Genomic DNA, 22,111 nt, shown 5'->3' on the forward strand with positions numbered 1-22,111 from the left:
CCTTGTTGCGAGCCTTAGAAGGGCGTACAACGATAGCGCGCACATTCTCGGCGCCCACGAGCGCCAAACATGGAACCTAGAGAAGCCTCCGAAGCGGGAGTGTTGCTTCGCATCTATTTTGCTGAGCGCAAGACCGAGAATGGTCTCTATGTGGAAGCCAGGGCCAGCTTTAGAAGCCCGACAGCACCCTGCACCATCCACCTAATTACTCAGAAGCGTCATCCCACTCGTGAAGCCGCTGATGAGGCTATTGTCAGCATTGCAAGACAGCATGGCTGGGGCGCCAAATAATGGGGCCCGACGCTCAGGAGAGCGGCGACCAAGCAAAGCCGTTATGTGCGCGATGCGATGCTGTATGTTGCCGCCTGACCGTCGTCTTGCTGCCGGAAGACGGCATTCCCTCGCATCTCACCGGGCACACATCAGCTGGCTTGACGGTGATGGCACGCGACGCAGAGGGCTGGTGCGTCGCGATTGATGCAAGTCGCATGCGCTGCACGATCTACGAGACCCGACCCGACGTCTGCCGCCGTTTCAGAATGTCCGGACCCTATTGCCTCGCGGTGCGAACAGAGTATTTCGATAGCACTTCCCGCGGCATCCCTCTGACGCTTTACTCGTGACGAAGATGGATGGCACGTTCTCACGGATCAGCAGCCAACATGCATCACGTGCAACGCAAAGAGCCGCGAACAGTTTCGCCCGCCCCATCATCATGTGCTGCCTCGATCAGTCATCACCGGTAAGGCTGGCATAGCGAAGTACTGTTCCCGCATCCTGGGTCGCCTGCTTGGTTGATTCCAGCCAGCGAGCTGCAGCACCATAATTCTTGATTAGACTGCCCAGTTCATCGGTCAGGCACTTCGCACAGGGTTGGCCACCCGGGCTCGGCCGGCAGCATCTCGCACAAGGCGACATGGTCGTCTTGCTTGCGGGTCTTAACTGATAGGCAATCTTGTCCATCAGGGCTGTCGCAGCCTGTGCACGATCCGCAATACCGCCGATCGAAGCTGATACGTGGCGGTTAGCTTCTAGGTTCATATTACTCTAAGCGGCGGGAGGGAAGATGCGGCGAGAACTTCTTCCCGCCGCTAGCAGTCCTTTTCATCCACCCTCTAGTTAGGTTTGGATTCCGGAAGGTTGACCTTGTCGATGCCATGGATCACGCCATTCTTGGCAAGGATGTCCGGAAGCGTGACGTGAGCGACGCCGATGCTGAGCTTGCCCTCAGTGACTTTGATCGGCGCAGCCTGGCCTTGCACCGTACGGGCCGATTGCCACTTCCCGACATCGGTCGTCGTCTTGCGGCCACTCACCAAGTGATAGTTGATCACCGAAGCCAACTCATCCTTGTTGGCAGGCTCGAGCAACCGGTCGAGCGCGCCTGCCGGCAGGCCAGAGAACGCTTCGTCGGTGGGGGCGAAGAGCGTGAACTGCTCGTCACCTGCCAGGGAGGCCGTAAGGCCTGCCTTGTCGACGGCATTGATGAGGGTCGAGAAGGATTTGTTGGTTTTCAGCGTACCCAACAGGTTCTGCTGGACGAGGCCTTCTTTCTGTTGCATTTCCATGGGAATTTCCTACGAAGTGGACCCGTATCAGGGTCAAGCGGACGGCCAAAGCCGTGGCCGGGCGAAATGCCAGGCGCGAGCTCAATGCGGAGAGTAGGAGGGGGTGGAGCGCGGCTGAGCAGCCGATACGGTATTGCACCGCAACCTCCGCACCGTGCGCCTTTGGTTGTTAGTCTGGCGTGACGCTGCCAGGAATATAAAGCGCTGCCGCCTCAAGAAACGTGGTAGCGTCATGCAACGCGAAATTCCGATGCTTGGTTAGTTTTCGCGCCCGCAGTGTGCCGGCTCGCACAATGTGCCGGAGCTCCCATGACTATCAAACGACATCGCGTCGTTTCGACCGAATCTCCATTTCAGAACATCACTCATGCGCTGAGGGAGCGTGCGCTGCAGTGTGCTGAGAACGAGGGTTGGCCCGTCCTGGAGGACGAGATCGAACCCTCTTTCGTAATCGCCCAGTCAAATCTTGCTCAATGCGTCGCGGGACCACTCGATCGGCGTATCCAAGAGGAAGCGTCTTTCTGGTCTGGGAGATCCCATGCGCCTCGTCGCATAGGACCGAGCACACGACGTGGATTAGCGCTTGTCACCTCGCGCGCACTGCATCGCAGCCATGGATAGCATTTCGTTGATTATCTCCCTGCAAAGAGTTGAGTGCATCGAAGGTCGCCTCGATCCGGAAATGGATTCGCGATTGAATTCATTTCGTCTTGTTCATGAGCAGAAGCATCATAGTGGAGACGCTTGCTGGTTCTTCTTCGCCAAGGCCGACCTTACGAAGCCAGAAGCCCTTTCCCGCGCGGAGCAATGGCATGCATCGACACACCATTCTCTTTGGCCGGGCATGCTCTATTAGCCGTCATATAAGCGATCAAGACCAATGCCACTACGCGCCTATCGAACGAAGGCTCAGAGCGAAAGAAGGCAGGTCTTCGTTCTTCGTCTTGGCCTTGGCCAGTCAATTGGCCCGCTCGCACTGAGGTCGATATGGGCTACGGCCTGCGACTCGCCAGACGTTAGCGTCAGCCGCAGGACACAGAACAATCCCGGCTACGGGGTTCGCCCCTGTTACGGCTTGTGGGCAGGATATGCCTTCAATCGTATCCCAGCCGAGCAGAAGCTACGCGCGATGCTGGATGCGGACGGCTACTTCTTTACGCTGATCTCAATGGACGCATAGAACTTAGGACGGTAGCCGCTGCTACTTGGGGGAGCCATCGGTCTCATGTCGGTGTGGGCGTCCCTTGGCCAGGTTCGTAGCGACCGTTCTCAGGCTGTGCCAATTTTCATCTCGCGAATGTCCGCTATCGGCCAGAAGCGGACATCGAGTAACGCCTGAGTTAAGCCGTGCCGCAAAGCGGCATCGGCCTGAACGAACTGTTAGCCGACATTGCCCGCGTCATTGAGTCGATCGCGCTCTTGCAAGAAGAACTCCACTGGAAGGATTGTTTCGACCTGCAACCCCAGCTCAGATGATAGGGCAGAGTACGTACGTGAAACGTACTTGGATGATCTGTAGAGATAGTCAATGTCTGGACTAAAGCTCAGAATTTGAGGGATTCGATGTCCTTTGTGCAGCGCTCTCTTACAACGTTCGACGTTGTATATGCCAACGTGCTGCCACATGCTATGCGCTGCACCACTGAATGGCATATAGGCGAATTTGTAGAGTGACTCGCACTCTGCTTCCATCGCCATATCTCGTGTGGATTTTCCGGACCAACTCCCAAGATTCACATCAATTGCCCATTCTTGGAGCTGCGAGTTGAGCCACCGCCTTCGGTGTTCTATCAGCTCCGACAACGCAGGGTGCTTTTCTTCATCTGGTATGTTCTCTTCTTCATTTTCAAGAAGCTCAATTTGCAGCTTCTCCTGTCCAAGACCGTATTTGATGTACTCGCGACCCCGATCAATAGGACTCTTGAGAATCCAGGCAAGAGTAATGTGCGTGTCCGTCATTGCTCTTAGAACAAGCGGCGCAAGGTTGCCGTTCCACATTCCAGGATTCTGAGCGAACTCAATGGCTAGCGTGGCTTGTCTCGCTACCAACCCAGCTATTGCGTCGGAGCCTTCATGATTGTATGTATCTGGCCGGTATAGCGCCCACCGGTCACGCATGCCTTGGGAAACGTTATCAACGTAACGCTCCAAGAAGTCTTCAAACTCAGCGCGTGACTCATTCATCATGAGGGTAGTCGCAAGCAACTAGATCGTAGCTGGAATTCCAGAAATATTGAGCCCATTCCTTGGGTGGGTCCACGAATCCAATCTGTGCCATCGTCGATGCACGTATAAAGCTTCCCGCTCTACGGGCGTCTTCTGAGTCTGGGCGGTCCAATACCGCGTTAAAGTCCGGTAGCTCGATATGAGAAGCAAAATGCACACGGCCCGCAATTAAGTTGTTCATTAGTAGCGCACCATGCAGCATGATCCCAGGTGTCTGATACTTGTCTGCTGCGCTACCAACGACTCGTTCTAGGCGTTCGACAAGCCTGTCTACGGGAATCGCTTGCGCCGGTGGTCCGACGAATCGTAGCGCGCAGCTATCGTAGAGCAAGATGAGTGGAGACAGGGCGCTGCGTATAGAGTCCAGAAGCCCCGCTGACTCCCACGAGTCCAGAATCTGAAGCTTCTGCTGTTCGGAAAGTGAGATATACGCTGACTGGAGTGCAAAGTTCCTGATCGGCAAGTCCCAATCTTTTCCAACCGTTACGACACGCTCCAATACATCGCGTCCCCTTAGATAGCCGCTATGGTCATTTATAAGCCCTAGCCACAACAGCTCGGGAAGCAGGTCGTTTACGTAGCTGTACGACTTCATATTCTGAAGCGCGTTCAAGGGAGAAACGAGCTTCTTCCCTCGTTTAACGTACCCAGCTAAAGCTTTCCGCTTGCCACGATTCTTCATATGACGGCTAACTACCTAATGGTCGGATCCCTCGGATCCTGGGGTCCGGTTATACGACTTATCCAGAGCGCACCGTATGTTGGGCTATTCCTTTGATGCAGCATGATCTTAGGGCCGCCGGATCCGGCTAACAAGCCGATGTATGGCCGGACCCAGGGTGGTCTGGACTTGGGTGCGCCGCCCTCGTTTGAGCCTCGCTAATGCGACTCTCACCCGCCTCTGAATCTGCGCTCTCGTCGGACAATTGCCCAGTTTCTACGCATGTCCGCTTTGGGTCGGTAGCTGCCGTTCCCCTATTCTGCCCAGCCTCCGTCATCGATACTGGTACTCGAACGCGCCAAACTCCTGATACAGCGCTTAACGCAGCGTCATTCGAGAGATCACAGAGTCGGAGGTGGATGGACCACGCTACTTGCAGTAGCGTGGGTTGACGGTGATCACTAACTCCTTCTGCTGATGCTTGGCGATCTCTTCCTGGTCTCCGAACACGCTATAGCGGATCGATCGCATTACTGTCTCTCCAGCAGCAATGCGAGTTTGACCACACCCTCCTGGACAATAGCGAGATCTAAGCGCTCCCATTGCAGATGCTGAGCGGTCTCCGTACCTGAGCACGAACGCATCCGTATCGCTGGAGAATGAACCGTCCTCTCTAGGCCAAGAATCAACATCGATACATATAGCACTGGTTGCGGCTGAGGCGAACTTTAGCTCGAAGGATCGATCGCTCGGCACGTCTACGTGCGTGAGCTCGAAATGGTTGTCAAGAACGTCCTTGACTGGCGCCTTACAGCCGACGGCAAGCGTGGCGATGACAGCAAGCGATAGCCATCTAGCGTAAGTATTCATTGCGCATGATCCATGATGTGGTCGGGGTTCTTCAGCCTCAGAGGGGACGGCATTTTCCTGAAAGAATCTTGTTGATCCTTACTGCCGTCCTTGTACGCCTTATGCCCATTGAACAGCACATCCTTATAGCCGAGGACGCCATGCGCCATCTCGTGCCCCGCCGACCAAGATAGCTTTGAACGATTCCCGTACTATGCATGCGTCGTGTTGGCGATGGCGGATTTGCCATTCCATGCCGCGAGAGTATTGGAATGCTCTTCCTTGGTCCCATCGTATTTCGCAACACAGACCGCTCTTCGTTAGTAACGTAACGTTACGTTAGATGCTGTTACATGCTGTTATATGCTGTTGGCTCGCTTGCGACCGTTTGTCGGATACAACCATCTACGCAACAAAAAATACCGTCGTTACCCAGTTTATGGCTTGACGGGTTGTGATGAAGTCCATACGGTCAAGCGCAACGCAACCGAACCACTCCGAACGCATGAGTGCCGTTGTCAACCTCTCTCACGCTCGCGTGGAAACATCCTCTTGGCTTCTAGAGGTGCATGGTGGTGTTCTTGACTCTTCGACTACCGCCCGCGTAACGGGTTTCCGAACCGCAAGCGCCCTTCAACAAGCAAGACGAGCGGGGCGCTTGCCATTCCAGATGTTTCAAATCCCCGGGCGGCGTGGCTGGTTCTCCAGCACTCTGGAGATTGGCCGCTGGCTCGACTCGCTGAACAGGAGGACTGAATCTGGCTTATGAATGCGCGAAATAGAAGCGGGCCACGCATTAGAGGTGCGTGACCCGCCAGGATTGTCGACTTGAGTCCGCCGACAACATCTATTTAGCGCTCCCTACGCAAGAAATCAAGCGCTGGTCCGGCCTCAGGTCGGACTAGGGAGAGCTCATGTACGCCGAACTAATGGATCTGGCTAGATCGCTGGGATTGCCTGCCAGCGGCCTAGCATACATAGAAGAAGCTATCGCCCAGCCTTCTAGGCTCACAGCCGCAGGGCCGGTACCAAATCGCAGTACGCGCTTCGCTTCGCTAAAGATGCGCGTGGTCATTCAAGCAGAGAGTGCGACGGTAGAGCTTGCATTTGTTCGGCGATGCGAGCTGGATATGAGCATCATCGCGATACTGGATCAACCACCGAAGATCTTCTATCAGGACTTCGACTCGATCGGCCGCAAGCGAACGTTCTCTTACACACCAGACTACCTGATCTTCTTTCGCACATCGATTCTAGCTATTGAGTGCAAGAATCGATCAGGCTTACTCAAGCTTTTGGAAAAGAATCCAACTTGCTATGAGCTATCTGAGAATGGAATTCAGCACCCCCTTCGCGAAAGGGCTTTCGCCGCAATGGGAATCGGATTCCAGATATTCGATGCGAGTTCTCTGACCTTTGTCGAGAAGGCTAATAACGCCTTCTTCGTTAACCATCTTAGAGGTGGCGCTACGGCACTACCCTCTCACATAGCGATTGTCGCGCGGAAACTTCTGGCACGAAAGCCGCTCACTATCACGCAACTCCAGTCGCGCCTCGGGCTTCCAACTGTTGATCAGATAGTCGCAAGCGTGGTTTCGCGCGACCTCTTCATCTGTGAGCGAACTCATCTCGCAACATCACCAGACACGACATGCATATTCAGTGATGAGGCGCAGTGCAGAATGCTAGAACAGGCACTGGAACAGAGGCTCATTGAACAAGAGTATTCCGAGTACGCCGTGGTGGTTGATTCGCTGACCGAGCGCCAGTCGAGCGTTCTTCATTCCAATATCAAGGCGATTCTGGATCACGTCAATGCGGGAGCTTTGCTAACTAGGCAACAGTACCGGTACTACGCTAGATGGAACGCTGCTCGCGCGAGTGGATCCTCAACAATAGATGCGTTGACTCCAGATTACCGCTCCAGGGGCTGTGAGCCGTACCTTGACCCAAGAGCGGAGGAGGCGGCTGATCAATTTCTTCAGAACGTCTACCTGACCCCCTCGGCACCGACACTGCTAGCAACATGGAGGCTGCTCGATCAGTATCTGAAAGATGCGGGAATGAGCATGTCATACGAGACACTGCGGAAAAGGCAGCATTCGCTAGAAAGCCGAAGAGTGCTCTCGCGCCGTATTGGAATGAGAGCGGCGCTAGCCGGAGCTCCTCCCGTGTCAGCGTTTGATCGAGAACTGAGCCCCACTGTGGGCTGGCAACGCGCACATGTTGATTCGACTGAAATTCCGGTTAAGGGATTCCTCGATTGGCTTGGATCTCTCTCTACAGGAAAGCTCAAGCTGTATGCGCTTGTCGACGACGCGCACTCATACACATATGCCGAGTGGATGTGCTTCCACGGCGGCACGGACGCTCTATCTCTCCTCCTCCGAGAGTGCGCTCGACGCCATGGCAGAGTTCCTCACTGCATCGTCGGTGACCAGGGCTCGGAGAACATCTCCGTTTACTGGCAGTCAGTCACAGCCTTCTTTTCCATCGATCTCGAAGAACGACCCGCAGGTGCGTCACGCTATGGCGGAAAGGGTGAGTCCTTCTTTGGAAGAATAAAGAAGCTGTTCTTTCGAAACATGCCGGGAAACACAAAGAATGACAGGAAAGGGCGGCACTCGGATTCGAAACATCGAGGACGAGCTCATGCCATTCACACCATCCGAGCTCTTGTCGGCCTGTCAAAACGTTTTACTTCTTTCTTGAATCGCCGACCTCTTTCGAAAGAACTTCTGTCACCGGAATCCCTCATGGCGCTCGATGACGAGCGCTTCTCATGCTTGGGAATTAAGGTCGATGCGAGCTCCATGGAGTTCTTGGCTAGGACTGCCATCCTGGATGGGACCCGCATGTACTCCTATCTCAAGGGTATTACTTACTGCGGAGAGCAATATTTCTCCGACGAGCTTCGCGACCGGTCACTCGATGGCAAAGTCGTCAACATCTCTTACGAGCCGTACGACCCGACGACCATTTACGTTGAGGCCAATAATCGCTGGTACACCCTTCACAGCAGCGCTCACGTGGTAGTCCGCGCCTTGGGCCGGGACGAGCGCACAGCCCGGGTCCATTTCATGCGCAACTCTGGAGAAGCACGTGCGCGCGCCAAGCGCGAGTTTGATCGCGAGACTGCTGACTTGACCATGGACGGCATGAGGTCGGCCGCCGCCTTCAAAGCGCTCGATCCGCCAGAGCCATCGACTGCTGACTACTTTGCAGAAGCTCGGAACCTCCTTGTGGGGCCGCCCAATGAATGATGCTCTTCCGTTTGAACCTTTCAAGCATTCACGATTCGAAGACACGATCGGGCTTGCACATGCTGCCGCCGTGATGGCACGGCCTGGCGACGTCATCTTGATAGTAGGTCCCTCAGGCGTTGGAAAGACCGTGCTACTTGATGCTTTGATGGACAGGCTCGTCGGCGAACCAGAGCTCTGGCCTCCAGGCGACCGGCCCATGGTCCGCGTCGATCTGGACGTCATCGAGTCGGGAGGACTGATGAAAGCCGTCGCTTACGAGTACAACCGGGCATTGAGCAATCCATTTATGACCCCGGAGCTCGACCCCCTGGCATCTGTAAGAAAGATCAATACCGAGACCGCTCTTAGAGCTAGCGCAAGATCTCTCGCGCATGCACGCGGCGTTCGATATCTAGCCATGGACGAAATCAATCACATTCAACCTAGCCGTCCAGCTACAGCTTCAAATAGGCTTGACAGCCTGAAGATGCTTGCAGGATCTAACAACAAGAACCCGAAGAAGGGCGACGTTGTTCTGATCTTGGCCGGCCATTACTCGGTGCTCGATCTGCTTAGATTCAACCGTCAGTTGCATCGCAGAATATTTGTGATTGCTATACATCCATACTCCGATCTAAGCAGGTCTGACGTCCTAGAGTGGGAGAGAATTCTCGTGTGGGCCGAGGGCGTGTTTGGATTCGAGTCCGGCATGCTTAGGTCCATCAATGACCTTATTTTCGAAGCCAGCTTTGGCTGTATTGGCCACCTTACTAGGAGGCTGGAGTTTGCCGAAGCAATCCGGACCAGCAGAGGCGATGATCGCCTTACGTTGGAACATGTCGCCATGGCTGCACCTTTCGCATCCTTTATGGAGGATATGAAAGATGAGATCCATGGCTTCTCTCAACTCACCGCAACGAGCGATTGGGGCGGGCGAGTCATTGCTCGCATGCAGGGGCCGACCAAGGCAGAAGCCCGCAAAGAGAAGCGTGGTCGTCGTGGCCGCAGGAAGGTTGGAGCTCGCGACAACGTCGGTGCGAAATGAGGGACGTCCTCGCTCCGGTCAGGCCTTACCATCACGAGGTCCATGGGATTGAGTGCTTTCCCACCTATTTCACGCGGGTGGCGCGAACCCATGGCGCATCCCCCGGCCAGCTTGCTCATCTTCTCTCGAAACTAGGCGCATCTCTAGAGCTGGCAGACACGGATTTCCAGTCATCTATTCCAAACAATATCTGGCGCCTGGCCGGCCATACGGTTTCCAGCGAAAGGCTGACTAGGCGGATGGATTATTGCATGCTTGGCGGGCGTAGCCGGCTAACCTGCACACTCAAGCTTCGCCAAGCCCTGTCCCAGAACCATGTCGGCTCCGTTAGGCCGACACCGGGATACTGTCCCGCTTGCCTGGCGAAGATGGTTGATGAGGCGGAGGGGGAACTTTGGATTCCGCTCTCGTGGTGCTTATCGGTCGTGACGCATTGCGTGGTGCATGGCTGCGAGCTACACAGCGGCCTCCGCAACACACGGGACCTTCCCTCGCTACCGCGGATCAAGAGTGGCTCACTCGGACCGGAGCTCATCTGGACGCATCAGGCCGCACATCGGATATGCAGCTATGTTGCGGATGAGCGGTCAACCAACGCCCCCTCTGATGGTTACTCATCATTCCTCCGAGAGCTGAGGGATCACTTTAGCGATGTTTCCGATTTTTCCTTCGCAATCGATGCCGGACTAGATCTTGCGAACGTCAGAAGGAGCCTTGATCAGGGAAGTAAGCCCGGGCTAAACACTGTATTCAAAGTTGCTCGCAGATTCTCATTTAGCCCGCTGGATGTACTCATGGATGGCGGCAAGTGCCTCATCAATGGCGAGCTCTTCAGAAGATCTAGCACCGACCGTTCGCCGAGGAATAGCATGATGTCACGACTGTACTCAGACGCGGAGAGACTGGCCGTTCGACAGCAGTTCGTGCGAATACTTTCTTGCGATGATGACCTCCCATCGCTCCGAGAGTTCGCAAAAGATCATGGAGTCTCCACGAACATGCTGCGGTATTCGTTTCCGGAATTGGTTGAAAGGCACATTGTCAGGTGGACGGCTCAACAAGACAGCTTGCGCGCGCGGAAAGAGCAAGATGCGCGAGACGCAGCGGCCGCCTATGTAAAGTCGCGAGGGGTTCGGATTTCTTGTAAGGCGGCAGTTGCAGCGCTCATGCAATCGACCGGGCTTCCGAAGCACGTTCTGGAAAGAGCAATCCGCTTTGCGTTGGATCCAAGCTGACTCAGTCGGAAGGTCAGTAGGGACCGCGGTGGATAGCCATCCAGCCCGCACCTAGACAGTCGGAGCGATAGCAACACCTAGCCAATCTCAGGAGCAACTGAGATCAGCCTTCTGCCCCTCTTTGGCAGCAGGTATTACTGGACTGCAGAGAACGTCATGGCATTAGCCGACCAACTGACATCTAGCGATGTCCCATCAAATAATGTCAGCAACGTTTCCATCAAATAACGTCAAAATTGACGCTATTCCCTCGGAACACCAAATTCGAACGTTCTCGGATTGCTTGTTGGTGGGCCCACCAGGACTCGAACCTGGAACCAAAGGATTATGAGTCCTCTGCTCTAACCATTGAGCTATAGGCCCTGTAAGGGTTTGGGGGTAGTTCCCGAACCTTTGTGTGTAATTTGCGTGTAATTCTGACCCCGGTGAGGCGCCTCTCTAGGGCGTCCATGGCGTCCTGCAAAGAGGCCGCATGAGTATAGCGTTCGGCCATCGCCCTCGTCTTCCAACCCCCCATGGCTTGAATGGTTGCCGCATCTAGCCCGGCGTGCGCCGCGTTGGTGGCCGCCGTATGCCGCAGGGTGTGGGGGGTGACATGCTTTGTTATCCCTGCGCGCTGCACGCAGCGAGCAAAGATTGTGTTCATCTGATGCACCCGGCCGGTAGCCGACCGGCTAGAACCGAACAGGAGTTGCCCGGGGTCAAGGCCCTGCGTAAGTCCCCCCAGGTAGTCGGCCAGCACCGCGGGCATGGGCTGCTCTCGCCGCCCCGCTTTGTCCTTCCCGATCCACAGGATCCGACCGGATACGTCTACATCACCGGCCCGAAGGTTGAGGATCGGACTATGCCGCAACCCCGTGAACAGCCCAATCATCACGAAGGGCAGTGCATGGGGTGATGGGTCGAGCCTGGCAGCCTCGAGCAGACGCTGACTTTCCTCCGGCAGGAGGTAGATCAGCTTACCCGCAGGCTCTCGTTGCCGGGCCAGGAGGGGCATCGCTTGGATTTGTTTACGCCTGCGCATGGTGTTGAACATGTGCAGGAGCGCTGATCGCTCTCGATTGATGGTTGCAGGGCTGGCACCCTCTTTCTTACGCCGGTCTACGTAGGCCAACCAATGATCGTCAGTGATCTTGTCGACCTGCATCGTGCCGAAGAAGGGTTCGTGCTGGGCGAGACCGGCGTGCCGTGGACGTGGGAGTACGGCAACAAGGTGTTCGTACCCTGAGGCGGACGAGCATCGCGTAGAGCTGCCAGCCCACCTCTAGCGACCTGTGGTGAAAGGCATCCGACTTGCGCTGAAGGCCCCCTGGCGCAAGCATATGCATACCTTCGCCCATAACAGACGCCTATGCCTGCCAAGTTCAATCCAAGTTTCATCGGACTGCAGATTGACTGGGACGATGATGGCGAGATTGAGTACATCGGGCCAGCGATCCTATATGGATCTGCTGCGTTCGTTCAAACCGCGGCCACATGCAAGTATGGCCGGAACACGATCCACTACCGTTACCCAGCCGCCGCCAAGCGCGAACGCAACAAGCTCACCTTGAGCTACGCGCAGAACCCGATCCAGTGGAATCCTGCTTGGGAATGGGAGGTCTACAGAGGCGACCTGACAATCGAGTTCGCCGATGGACGGCCCCACAAGGTGTCTTTCAAGTACGAAGGCAACGAACTTCCCCACACCGTACTGGATCAGGGCGCGGACTGGACCTATCAATCTGAGCAAACGCGCACTCTACCCACCCCCACGCCTCGAGGGCGACTGGTGACCACCCAGTTTGAACGAAAGGGCCAGGCTCTGCTTCGAAATCTACTCATCTCCGAGCATGGGCAGTGCCAGGTCACCGGCATAACGTGCCCGTCGGCGCTCGAGGCCTGCCATATCCTGCCAGTGGCCAACGGTGGCCACGACAATCTCGAGAATGCGCTCTTGCTACGCCGAGACATCCACGCGCTGTTCGATGCGGGCTTGCTCGAGTTCAAACTCAGGAGCGGTGCTTGGCATATCCAACTGGACCCTAGTATCAAAGACAAGCCTTACGAAGCACTAGCTGGCAAGCCGCTATTGCATAGTTTTGATACTGCCTCTCCCTATCTGACGGCAAGATCCGAGCTGAAGCGAAACGACTGAACTGGTCAGTCAAATGCCAACAAAGTCGCTCCGCCATCGATACGCGACCAGCAGCTAATCGGGTCCGTGAAGAACGTCGAAAGTGCCGACGGTCAACGCCCTACGACCCCAAGATTTCTGACTACTCTTGACAACAAACGCCGCGATCCTTGAATGTCGCATTGGGGACAAAAAGGGGGCCGCGTGTCGAATATTGCGATTCGGGAGATCACGATCGATCTTCCCTTCATTGGCGAGAAAGACCTCGTGCTCTCACCTCAGGTGAGGCATGGCTCCTACGTGACCGTGCTTATCGGAAAGAACGGCAGCGGGAAGTCGACACTCCTACGCGACTTGACGACTGCGCTGCGAGATTCCTACGCCGGATCCAAGCGATCCAGCAGAGCCAGTTCTCGCGTCACTCGCATCAAGATAGAGAATGATGGCCACGTCGTTACGATCGAGGGGTCGCGCTCCGGAAAGTCTTCTAGTGAGCAAGACCACTACGCCGCTAGAGCTGCCATCCCTAAGAAGATCATTGCGCTCTCGTTCACTCCCTTTGACAAGTTTCCGACGAATGATGGATACACGAACAAAGACAAGCTAAATCCCGATTTAAAGAAAGAGACCTACGTCTATTTAGGCTTTAAAGGAGGCGTTCGCGCTTCACCACGATCTCTGCTCCGTCGATCTATCGATCAGTTGGCGCTTGCCAATGCTAGCTACGCTTCAGATCATCACGTTTCTGATGTATTTGCAGTGCTTGGGTATGAACCAAGACTTACGATCCAGTATCAGATGAATCGTCTGGACAAAGTACTCAACTCACCGCACATCGATCGTGGTTATATCGAGAGTCTCATTGAGCAAGTTCGACCGGCCTTTCGATCCGGTCGTGGCGTTAGCGGCCCCGCGCTCTCTTACGAGTTTGACTTTCTTCATGGAGGGAGCTATTCCTCAAACAACGTCGAGTTCGAAACCTTTCGTCAACTAGTAAGAGCGAATGTTCTGCAGATGACATCTGCAAATCTCCGGCGTCATAACGGCCAAGAGGTTGAACTCCTTGACCTCTCCTCAGGTGAACTCAACCTACTGTCAGGATTTCTTGGGCTGGCGGCGAACCTAGAAGATGGCTGCCTAGTCCTTATCGATGAACCCGAGAACAGCCTTCACCCGGCTTGGCAACTTGAATACATCCAGATGCTGGATGCCCTACTCAACAGCAGAAGAGGATGTCATTACATCATTGCCACCCATTCTCCGCTTATCGTGAGCGGCTTTGCTGGCAGAGACTGCTCTGTTCTAAGGCTAGATCAGAACCCCGTCGTAGTCGACGACGACGCTATTTCCAATTCCTCGCCAGACGCGACGCTAGTTAGCGCGTTCAGCATCGTCACTCCCGACAACCATTTTTTGAAACAGCTTGTGCTCGAAGCGCTGGCGCTTATTGAGCAAGGAAGGCACAAGGAGGAGCGAGCTCAAAGCATCGCAAAGTTCTTGGCGTCTCTTCAAAGCCGAATTCCAGATGAAGGACTTCGGGTCCTAGTCCGCAACGTCTGCGCTTCGATACTAGAACTATGACCACAATCTTTCTGGACAGCGAGCAGGCCGAGATTGATGCGGTTCGGCGCGACTGTACGAGCGAAGAGCTGAATGCCTGGTTTGATCAGTCAGCGATCAAAGCGCGATTCAAGAAGTCGTGTATGAAGCTGCAAGGACTAAGATGCTGCTACTGTCAGAAGTACTCGAACACCATTAATAGCAGTCAATGGGATCTCGAGCATGTCTTGAGCGAAGATGACTACCCTCAGTTCTTCACAGTGGATGGAAATCTCGCGATCGCCTGCAAGAAGTGTAATCTTGCAAAACGCAACCAAGATGTGCTCGTGCAGTCGCACCCGCGGCCACCCGTGTCACTTCCCAGCAACTCCATTCACTATTCAATACCGCATCCTCGCATCGACGATTGGGCGCAGTGCCTTTCTCACGTCAACTATGAGATCTACAAGGGCCTGAATGATAAGGGCACTGAACTGATCACTGTCTGCCGGCTCAATGAGCTTGCTGTCTTGAATGGCAACCTCAGTTATGAGGACGTTGTTTTTGCTGCAAAGAGCAGATTCTTCGACAGAATGGGCAGCGATCTTCCTGCCGACTTCCCGGAAGATGATGCAATCGAACGGATGGCTCAGCTGACGCGCGACAACGAGGACGCACTGAAGTACCTGCAAATGGCTCCGCTCGAGAATGAACTAAGAAAGCTCAATAACAAGGCCGCCAAGAGGACTGCAGAGTCAGCTGTACTTGCGGCCAAAGAGCTTGCGGCTAGGAAACTCAAGAAGCGACTTCTTGATAGCATCTCGAAATGCGAAACTGCAGACTTTGAGATCATACGCAAGGCACTCGTCCTAACCGTCGACGAAAGTGCTCCATTGCTCATTGGAAATGATAAGCAGCCTCCTGGAGTGGCGGATCCAGAACCCACTTGAGTCGGTCCGCTGAAGCCCACGCTCGCCACGTAGTCAAGGATGTTCGGCTAGACTAGCAATCCAGCACGCATACATTTCTATGCTGAAGTAGGATCGATCTGGCCGGCCCGTATGCGCCGCCCGCTGCAACTTGCTGCATGGATTTAGTCAGCAAGAGTCCGCCAGAACGCAGGCCCAGCTTCAAACCATCCGCAAGCAAAGTTAAGTGTCTGTGCGTGTGACCTACTGGATGCTCTTTGCCATTCCCTGCAAACGGGCGATTGTCCTTCCGATTGCAGGGCGTAGCATAGGTTGGGACCTTCCCAGCACATGCACGATGTCGAGCAGAAGACCCGCCTCAGACTTGTCCAGATCCAGGCGAACACATGACTCTATGAAGTCAACCACTGAGGCGACCCACTCCCCTGTGTCGGCGTTAGCCCCACATGCCGTCAAGCCTGCCAGCAAACGAAGGCTCAGTCCAACGTCCGCTCTATCATTAATGAGTGCGATGACCGACTTTGCGAAATGAGACTGACGTGAGGCAGCGGCATTAAGAGCAAGATGCATGAAGAGCGGCTCCCAGCTCTCTCGCTCTTCAGCCGTAACATCTGAAGCCCTAAGCTCGTTAACGAATTGAGTGAGTCTCGCATACAACTCATGATCACCTCGGCCCAGTGAGGCCAGGTGGGCCGCCATCGTAAGCCTTTCAGCCAGACATCTCTCCTCACTGTTCAACAGCGTGTGCAACTCAGCTAGGAACCGGGGAGGTAGGCTATGCAAATCCTCGAGCCCCCCCTCTAATGGCCCGGGGAGTCCGCTGAACTGCATTACTCGCTGTGACTCCAATGACTGCGGATCGTCGCCGAACGCGAGGCCATCCAGTGAACCTTCGAAATCCCCTTGTCTATCAAGTAGGGGCTTAATTACCCGGCCTATCAGCTCTTGCTTGAGCTGCCACCACGACATGAGCCAGCCACTCCATCTTGGCTCCCTGGTCAGATCCGCCATGGTGGAAAATTGAAATCTAGTTCGCTGAGCCCATGCCCAGCTCGCAAGCTCGTCGAGCGGCGCTCCAGCCGCCAGCGCTGCTCGTTCTATTAGTGCTGCGTGGGCAAAACTTGCATGACGCCGCCAGAATACAGGCGCCTGCGTAAAGACCCCGCTCGTACTGAGCCTGCCATCCACCAGCATGGCAATGGAAGCAGCGAACTTAAGGCGACCGCTTTCTTGCGCAATGGATGTTCGGAACACGCGCAGAGCACCCTGGAGAACATCCAATAGTTCTGTTGAAGCATCTGGCCTTTGCGATAGCGCCTCTAGCAAACCGGTGAGCGACCAGATGTCTACGCCGGGCAGCAGGTCCTCGCAAAGCAAACGAATAGACGAGGCATTCAACGCCACTATCGCAGAGACTGGAACTAAACTGGAGTGCGACGACCACATGAGCTCATTACGGACCCGACCTACTACATCCAGATCCGCCTCTTGCTCGCGCTCGCGCAGCATCTCTGCGAACGTAGAAAGACTTTCACTCTTTCCATGCGAGAGCACGAGTCTTTCATAGTAGCGTCGTGACAGTGGGATCAGCTCAGCGGATTTGATAGATCCATTCTCGAAAGACGCTTGGATCCGGCTAAACAACGGATTTGGTGCATCCGCAAGATCGCTGTCGAGCTTACTGAGGCTTTGCGGCTCAAGAGGAGCAAGCGAGGCACTCTCAAACCAACTTTTCAGGTCTTGCTCCTTGAGTCCAGCCTCTTCCGCCATCGCTCTTAGGCGCTTATGCCGCAACACCACATCTGGGGACACTAGTGCCGCATGCTCAAGATTGAAGCGTCGCCCCGTCTCCTTCTGATAGCAGACGACACCTTCCAAGTTATCGCTTGAGTCAATGCGCCATGAAGTACCAGCTTTATCCTGTACGTTGATATCAGACGCACCTGACATCGCTTTCGATACTTCTGCGTAGAGCGTATTCACGTCGAAGCTAGGATGCCCCTCTACTCCGATTGTGATCCGACTCGACTTGGAGAGCCCTATCGAACTCAGCAATTTCTCGTCCTCCAACAGACGACTCTGCACGGACTCCGGGAGCCTATCGAGCTGCGATTTACAGATCCTTGCATTCATTCCGGCAACATCGCTCTCCGACATGCCTGGTCTAGCTTCAGGTATGAAAGACCTGATAGCTTGCAACTGACTAGAAACCTGTTCACATATAGCGTCGAAGACACGAGGCCGCTCCAGCTGCAGTGAGCCCAGAACCGAAGCCTCAATCCACTCGTTGTACGCACGTCGCTTCCCAGCGGTAAGATCGAAGTTTGTCAGCAAGCGCGCAACGCCTATCGCGTCGATAACGATTAGTCGCTCTTCATTCCAGGGAGGCAACATACTGCTAGCTAGTCCATCCCATTGACCGTACTCAAGCAGCCAGTTTGATTTAGCCTGCGCTTGGATAGGATCATCGGTCGTCAGCCATACGCGAGCGAGAGTAGCGGCTGCTTGCGCCCCATTGTTAGTTATCCAAGCCGCCTCTCCGGGCAACCTAGCGATACCGGCAACCTGTGCAAGTAAGTGATTCTCTCGAATCGCGCGAGCGGCGCCTGCCTCAATCAGGATTTCGCCTTGTACTGAGGCGCCTTCCAAGGCCGTCTCCAGTTCGCCGGACTCGACCGGAATCAACAGATAGCCAGCGCGTCGAAGTTCATTCCTATAACCGCGCCGGGACTTCTCGTCTATAGCGTTGCTGTCTCGTAGCCAGTCCAGAACGTCAAGACTGGTCCGCATGGCGATCGCCGCCCCATCAGCATGCGTATAGGTCACAAATCCATTGGCCGCCCTATCATCCACAACGACCGCCTCAACGCCAGTCTGCTGCTCCATCGTTTGAAGGAGTATGAACTGCGGATCCACCGACAGAACATCGTCGGCTTCAGGCCCGCGAACTGGTCGGCGCAGAAAGCTTAGTCGGCCACTCTTCTGGCCATCAACCACGAACTGCCGGATTGCTTCGATGACCTCGTCAATCCTACCCGTGGTCTTTTCAAGATTTAGGAGTTCAGCCGCTTCTCGTTGAGCATCTTGGTGGATAAGAACCCGATAGGCGTTCTGTAGCTCCCCCCACACTCCAGTACTGTGGAGATAGGAAACCGACAAGTCGTCCAAGTAGAGCGTAGCGCCAATCGGCAGAATCGCATCATCCTGCCATCCATGATCGTGCCTTACTAGGAAGGCCTCGCTCCTATCAGCCTTGTCTTCACTGATGGCGCCATGAAACCGTAGACTTCGAACCAACTCTCGCGTACTCCGGATAACGTGCGAGTGTTCGCTTACATCCGCGTTCTCTTGGCCGAATGAGCTAACCAAGTGTATGGGAGCCGCTCTTACCACATAAGCATCAGTACCTTTGCTGCGATCTACATTGGCCGCCTCAATGAGCTCGGCTAGATCTGAGCCAATACGCCTCGTGAGTTCGCGAGATACGCTTGGGTGACGTTGAGCAATATGTATGTTCCCTGTTGCGAGATAAGCCACAAGAATCTTTGCATCAGCGATTCGACTAGGCTGGTGAAACTGGATTTCCTGGCGTTCCGCGAAAAGCCAACCACCGATGGAGTGAGGCACCCAGAGACGCTCAAAGCCCTCTAGGACTTTCGGCAAGAGATCGAGGAAACCAAGCGTCAGGAGAGCGGTCTGATCCAGCGCGATGCTTCTAGGCGTCTCGGGAAGTGAAGGGCGCTCCACACCTGCGAAAGCGATGACCGGGCTCCGACGACGGAAATCCTTCTCCACGCGGTTACTTTCGGCAGGGCCGAGCATCATCGATGCTAGCGGCCGGCTGACCTGTCGTGCGGCCATTGAAAGAAAGACTTCACCCTTTGTCAGGCCCTCAACCAAGGTGTCGGTGCGCTCGCGCCACTCGGGCATCATGGCCGCAAGATCCTCAAGGCTCTTGGACTGTATAGGGCCCTCATCGGAGGCCTGAGCAACCGCGGTTCTCACCCACTCGGCTGTAATGGGGTCGCTCTCCCATCGCCCACGCACGGCGAGCATGTAGCACTCCATAAGAAGAGCAGGATCACTATTGCATTGATCGGCAATGCTGACAGCGTACTTTCTGGCGACCGCTACTCGCCCTAGGTTCGTGGCGAGGCGCGCAAAGACTCGCATGTCATCCAGGCTTGGTGACTCTTCCTTTAGAGCGACCTCAAGCATCTCCCATAGTCGATCCCAGTCACATGAGTAGACTGCGATTTGTATCTCGAGGAGTGTGCGCTGTTCGGTGAGTTCAGGACGGTTGTTTGCTACATTTCGTGCATCCCCCCATCGACCATGCCGGAGGAGCGCCTCCAGATACAGCCCCGGAAGCTTGTCAGACTGCTCGACCTGACCAGGGTTCTGATCAAGAAACTCCTCGATCTCCTGCCATCGTTGCTGCTTGTATAGAAGCCGAAGCCATTGCTCGGCATCACCATGATGTTTCGTTAGCTCGTAGAGCTTCTTCGCATATTCGGATGCCGTCGCCATGTCGTTAGCATCGATGAGCGCTGCAACGAGTATCTGCAAGCTAGCCGGCAAATGCTTCTTATCGTTGGAAGATGCCTCGAAGACGGCCATTGCTTCGACAGCGCTAACTGACTTGTCATTCTGAAGCTTCAGTCGCTGGAGCATCAGAGGCGGAGTGTGCTCGGCGCGCTCGATGGCCGCCCTCGCCTCGTCTGTTCGCCCGAGCTGCACCAGGGCCTCAAGTTCATGGTATTCAAGGAATGCAGCGGTGAAATAGGGCTTCAGCCAGCCTCTCAACTGGTTCCAGTCGTCTATCCATTCGCTTCCGCGACTGCTTAGTATCAACGCGAGGCGTCCACGCGCGTCTAGGAAGTTCAACGACCCGTAGGTCGTCGCCTGTCGGTCGAGACGAGACGCCTCCTGCGTCTTGTCAATTGATACATTTGCCGCTAGCGCGAGCGGCAACCAGCGCGAGTCGCCGTTAGACGAAGCCCATCTTTGTGCGATGTCCGTAGCAGCTGAGGCCTCAGTCAGCCGATCCTGAAGCCTCAGCCAAAGATGGAACTCAAGCGCTTCATCGCTTTTCTCTTGAGCACCAATTTTTACCGCTGCTTCATGAAACCTAAGTAGCAATGCCGACGCTCGGCGGCGTGCATCCAGCGCTTGAGGATCATTGCTAAGAGGAAGGTCCGTGAAGATGGGCGGACCCTCAAGGATTATATTTTGCAGGGGCGGTGCGACGCAGTGCGTCAAGAGACCAACGCTGATTCCCCAGAGCAGCGCAGGAAACTCGTCGCACGCTTCGTTCGGAATGTCATCCAACCATACGAGGGCGTCGCTCCAGCGCTGATGATGCAGATAGTCCATAAGTATCATGAACATTCCATCTGCATCGACGTCTTCAGGCTTTAGGCCAGCCGCAGCTACCCACTCCAGTCCCGCCTCATTCGCGTCGCGGCGATGAATTGCATAGCGAATGGTTTGTGATGACCTATCTTTTAAATCCGCAATCCGGAGTAGAGCATCCGTCTTGTCCTGCTTTGCTACGAGTAAAGCGTCGACAAGTTCAGCGTGATCATGGCGATCGAGACACTTAGATTCAGAAAGCAATCGATTGGCTAAAGGCTCGTCGCTCTCGACAAGCATACGCGCGCACCAGCTGAGAGCTATAGCCCTCAGAGCCGGCTTTCCAAGCTCGAACCTTCCCCCTTCTGATACTTCACCTGCCAGCTCTCGGGCTCGGTCGCTGAGCTCACTGCCAAGAAAGAACCGCGCTTTGCGAAGTTTCTGCAAGCGCAGATCTATGTCGCGATCTAGTGGGTCTGTAGCGACGTTTCTCGCTAGCGCTGCGTCATGCTGCAGTTGCTGATACTCGGAGTTCAGGACCTTATGATGCGTCGCGTCTTGAATGACCTTTACTAGGTCAGTTCGCCTCAGTTGCCGATCCTTCGGATTGGGTCGTGTAGAGGTCTCTGTGACCGAATTGATTACAATCGGCGTGAGTGGATCGGTCTCATTCCATGGCACATCGAGCTCATCATGAGCAAACTCCGCAACCCTTTTTGCCAGTTCAGACTGCAATGAGATCGGAGTGGACTCGCTCCATGCCCAGGTGACTGCGGAGATTAGACCTGCCACAACTTCTTCTGGCGTTGAACTGATCAGAAACGCCCGCAACTTACTTTCTTCTTTTGCGGACTGCTGCAGCAGCTCTAGCAGTGGAGCTGAGTCAGCACCCCGTTTCACTCGATCCCAGTAAGCCAGCGCCGTCATTCCCTCCGGAATCAGATTGCTCTCTGGTCGATCCCCAAGCGGACTAGTCGTTCGATAGACGAAAGACAAGACATGATTAGGGTTTAATTCGATGAGTTTTACGACATGCTCGAGGAAAGCCAGCGCCGTCGACAGGGTCAGAGGGGCCTTGACGTTCCGAAGCTGGTGGACATCGAGACGCCCGCCCTCTTCTACGGCGTAGTCTTCGGCTTTCTCGATGTGCAGTGTCTGATCAGATTGCAATCGTAGCCATGCAAGCGCCGTAGCGACATCCTGATAGTAGTAGCCCCGCTTGCTCGCGGTCGCATCGGTGCCAGCTACGCCTTCAATCGGCGACTCTTGCCTCTCCGACATTGGAATACCCCGCCGTACTGATCCGTGTAAGACCGAAGGTATTGAGTTTAAGGCGCCTCCAG

General features: G+C 55.0%; 11 protein-coding genes and 1 tRNA gene. 7 read left to right on the top strand and 5 right to left on the bottom strand.

The window, feature by feature from the left end; all coding sequences use genetic code 11:
* Positions 1-290 precede the first annotated feature (290 nt).
* On the top strand, positions 291-623 hold the full coding sequence (locus BM365_RS08825) for a YkgJ family cysteine cluster protein (RefSeq protein WP_093488386.1): 333 nt from the start codon (positions 291-293) through the stop codon (positions 621-623).
* A gap of 492 nt (positions 624-1,115) precedes the next feature.
* On the opposite strand, the gene BM365_RS08835 is transcribed toward BM365_RS08825, so the two are convergent.
* Positions 1,116-1,568 carry a fasciclin domain-containing protein gene (locus tag BM365_RS08835; RefSeq protein ID WP_233210909.1) on the bottom strand — a complete coding sequence of 151 codons (453 nt, stop codon included), beginning with the start codon at positions 1,566-1,568 and terminating at the stop codon, positions 1,116-1,118.
* A 613-nt stretch (positions 1,569-2,181) separates the two neighbouring features.
* On the opposite strand from BM365_RS08835, the gene BM365_RS17800 reads away from it, so the two are divergent.
* Entirely contained in the window at positions 2,182-2,424 is a 243-nt protein-coding gene (locus BM365_RS17800) for a hypothetical protein (protein ID WP_139227372.1), read from the top strand.
* 524 nt (positions 2,425-2,948) lie between these two features.
* Here the strand turns inward: BM365_RS17800 and BM365_RS17805 are convergent.
* Together BM365_RS17805 and BM365_RS17810 are read right to left on the bottom strand one after the other, a co-directional pair.
* Positions 2,949-3,752, bottom strand: a complete 804-nt coding sequence (locus BM365_RS17805; RefSeq protein WP_139227374.1) for a DUF5677 domain-containing protein — start codon at positions 3,750-3,752, stop codon at positions 2,949-2,951.
* A complete protein-coding gene (locus tag BM365_RS17810; RefSeq protein WP_139227376.1) occupies positions 3,745-4,476 on the bottom strand; it encodes a hypothetical protein in 732 nt (243 codons plus the stop codon). Before BM365_RS17810 ends, BM365_RS17805 begins: the two co-directional genes overlap by 8 nt.
* A 1,742-nt stretch (positions 4,477-6,218) precedes the next feature.
* On the opposite strand from BM365_RS17810, the gene BM365_RS08840 reads away from it, so the two are divergent.
* The gene (locus BM365_RS08840; protein ID WP_093488390.1) at positions 6,219-8,567 is read left to right on the top strand and encodes a Mu transposase C-terminal domain-containing protein; all 2,349 of its coding nucleotides are present in this window, start codon (positions 6,219-6,221) and stop codon (positions 8,565-8,567) included.
* Entirely contained in the window at positions 8,560-9,594 is a 1,035-nt protein-coding gene (locus BM365_RS08845; protein WP_093488392.1) for an AAA family ATPase, read from the top strand. The genes BM365_RS08840 and BM365_RS08845 overlap by 8 nt, the downstream gene beginning before the upstream one ends.
* Before the next feature lie 1,522 nt (positions 9,595-11,116).
* On the opposite strand, the gene BM365_RS08855 is transcribed toward BM365_RS08845, so the two are convergent.
* Positions 11,117-11,192, bottom strand: a tRNA-Ile gene (locus BM365_RS08855).
* 988 nt (positions 11,193-12,180) lie between these two features.
* On the opposite strand from BM365_RS08855, the gene BM365_RS08865 reads away from it, so the two are divergent.
* The 3 genes from BM365_RS08865 to BM365_RS08875 all read left to right on the top strand — a co-directional run bounded on the left by BM365_RS08865 (position 12,181) and on the right by BM365_RS08875 (position 15,434).
* Complete coding sequence (locus BM365_RS08865; RefSeq protein WP_093488396.1) at positions 12,181-12,966, top strand: HNH endonuclease; 786 nt, start codon at positions 12,181-12,183, stop codon at positions 12,964-12,966.
* 183 nt (positions 12,967-13,149) lie between these two features.
* Positions 13,150-14,526: an AAA family ATPase gene (locus BM365_RS08870; RefSeq protein ID WP_158253527.1), complete on the top strand. Its 1,377-nt coding sequence runs from the start codon at positions 13,150-13,152 to the stop codon at positions 14,524-14,526.
* Positions 14,523-15,434 carry an HNH endonuclease gene (locus tag BM365_RS08875; RefSeq protein WP_093488400.1) on the top strand — a complete coding sequence of 304 codons (912 nt, stop codon included), beginning with the start codon at positions 14,523-14,525 and terminating at the stop codon, positions 15,432-15,434. Before BM365_RS08870 ends, BM365_RS08875 begins: the two co-directional genes overlap by 4 nt.
* Positions 15,435-15,656: 222 nt before the next feature.
* Here BM365_RS08875 and BM365_RS08880 read toward each other — a convergent pair whose 3' ends face one another.
* Positions 15,657-22,049 carry an HTH domain-containing protein gene (locus BM365_RS08880; RefSeq protein WP_139227378.1) on the bottom strand — a complete coding sequence of 2,131 codons (6,393 nt, stop codon included), beginning with the start codon at positions 22,047-22,049 and terminating at the stop codon, positions 15,657-15,659.
* Positions 22,050-22,111 lie beyond the last annotated feature (62 nt).

It is taken from the genome of Pseudoxanthomonas sp. YR558 (assembly GCF_900116385.1).
In the GTDB taxonomy this organism is placed as follows: Bacteria; Pseudomonadota; Gammaproteobacteria; order Xanthomonadales; family Xanthomonadaceae; genus Pseudoxanthomonas_A.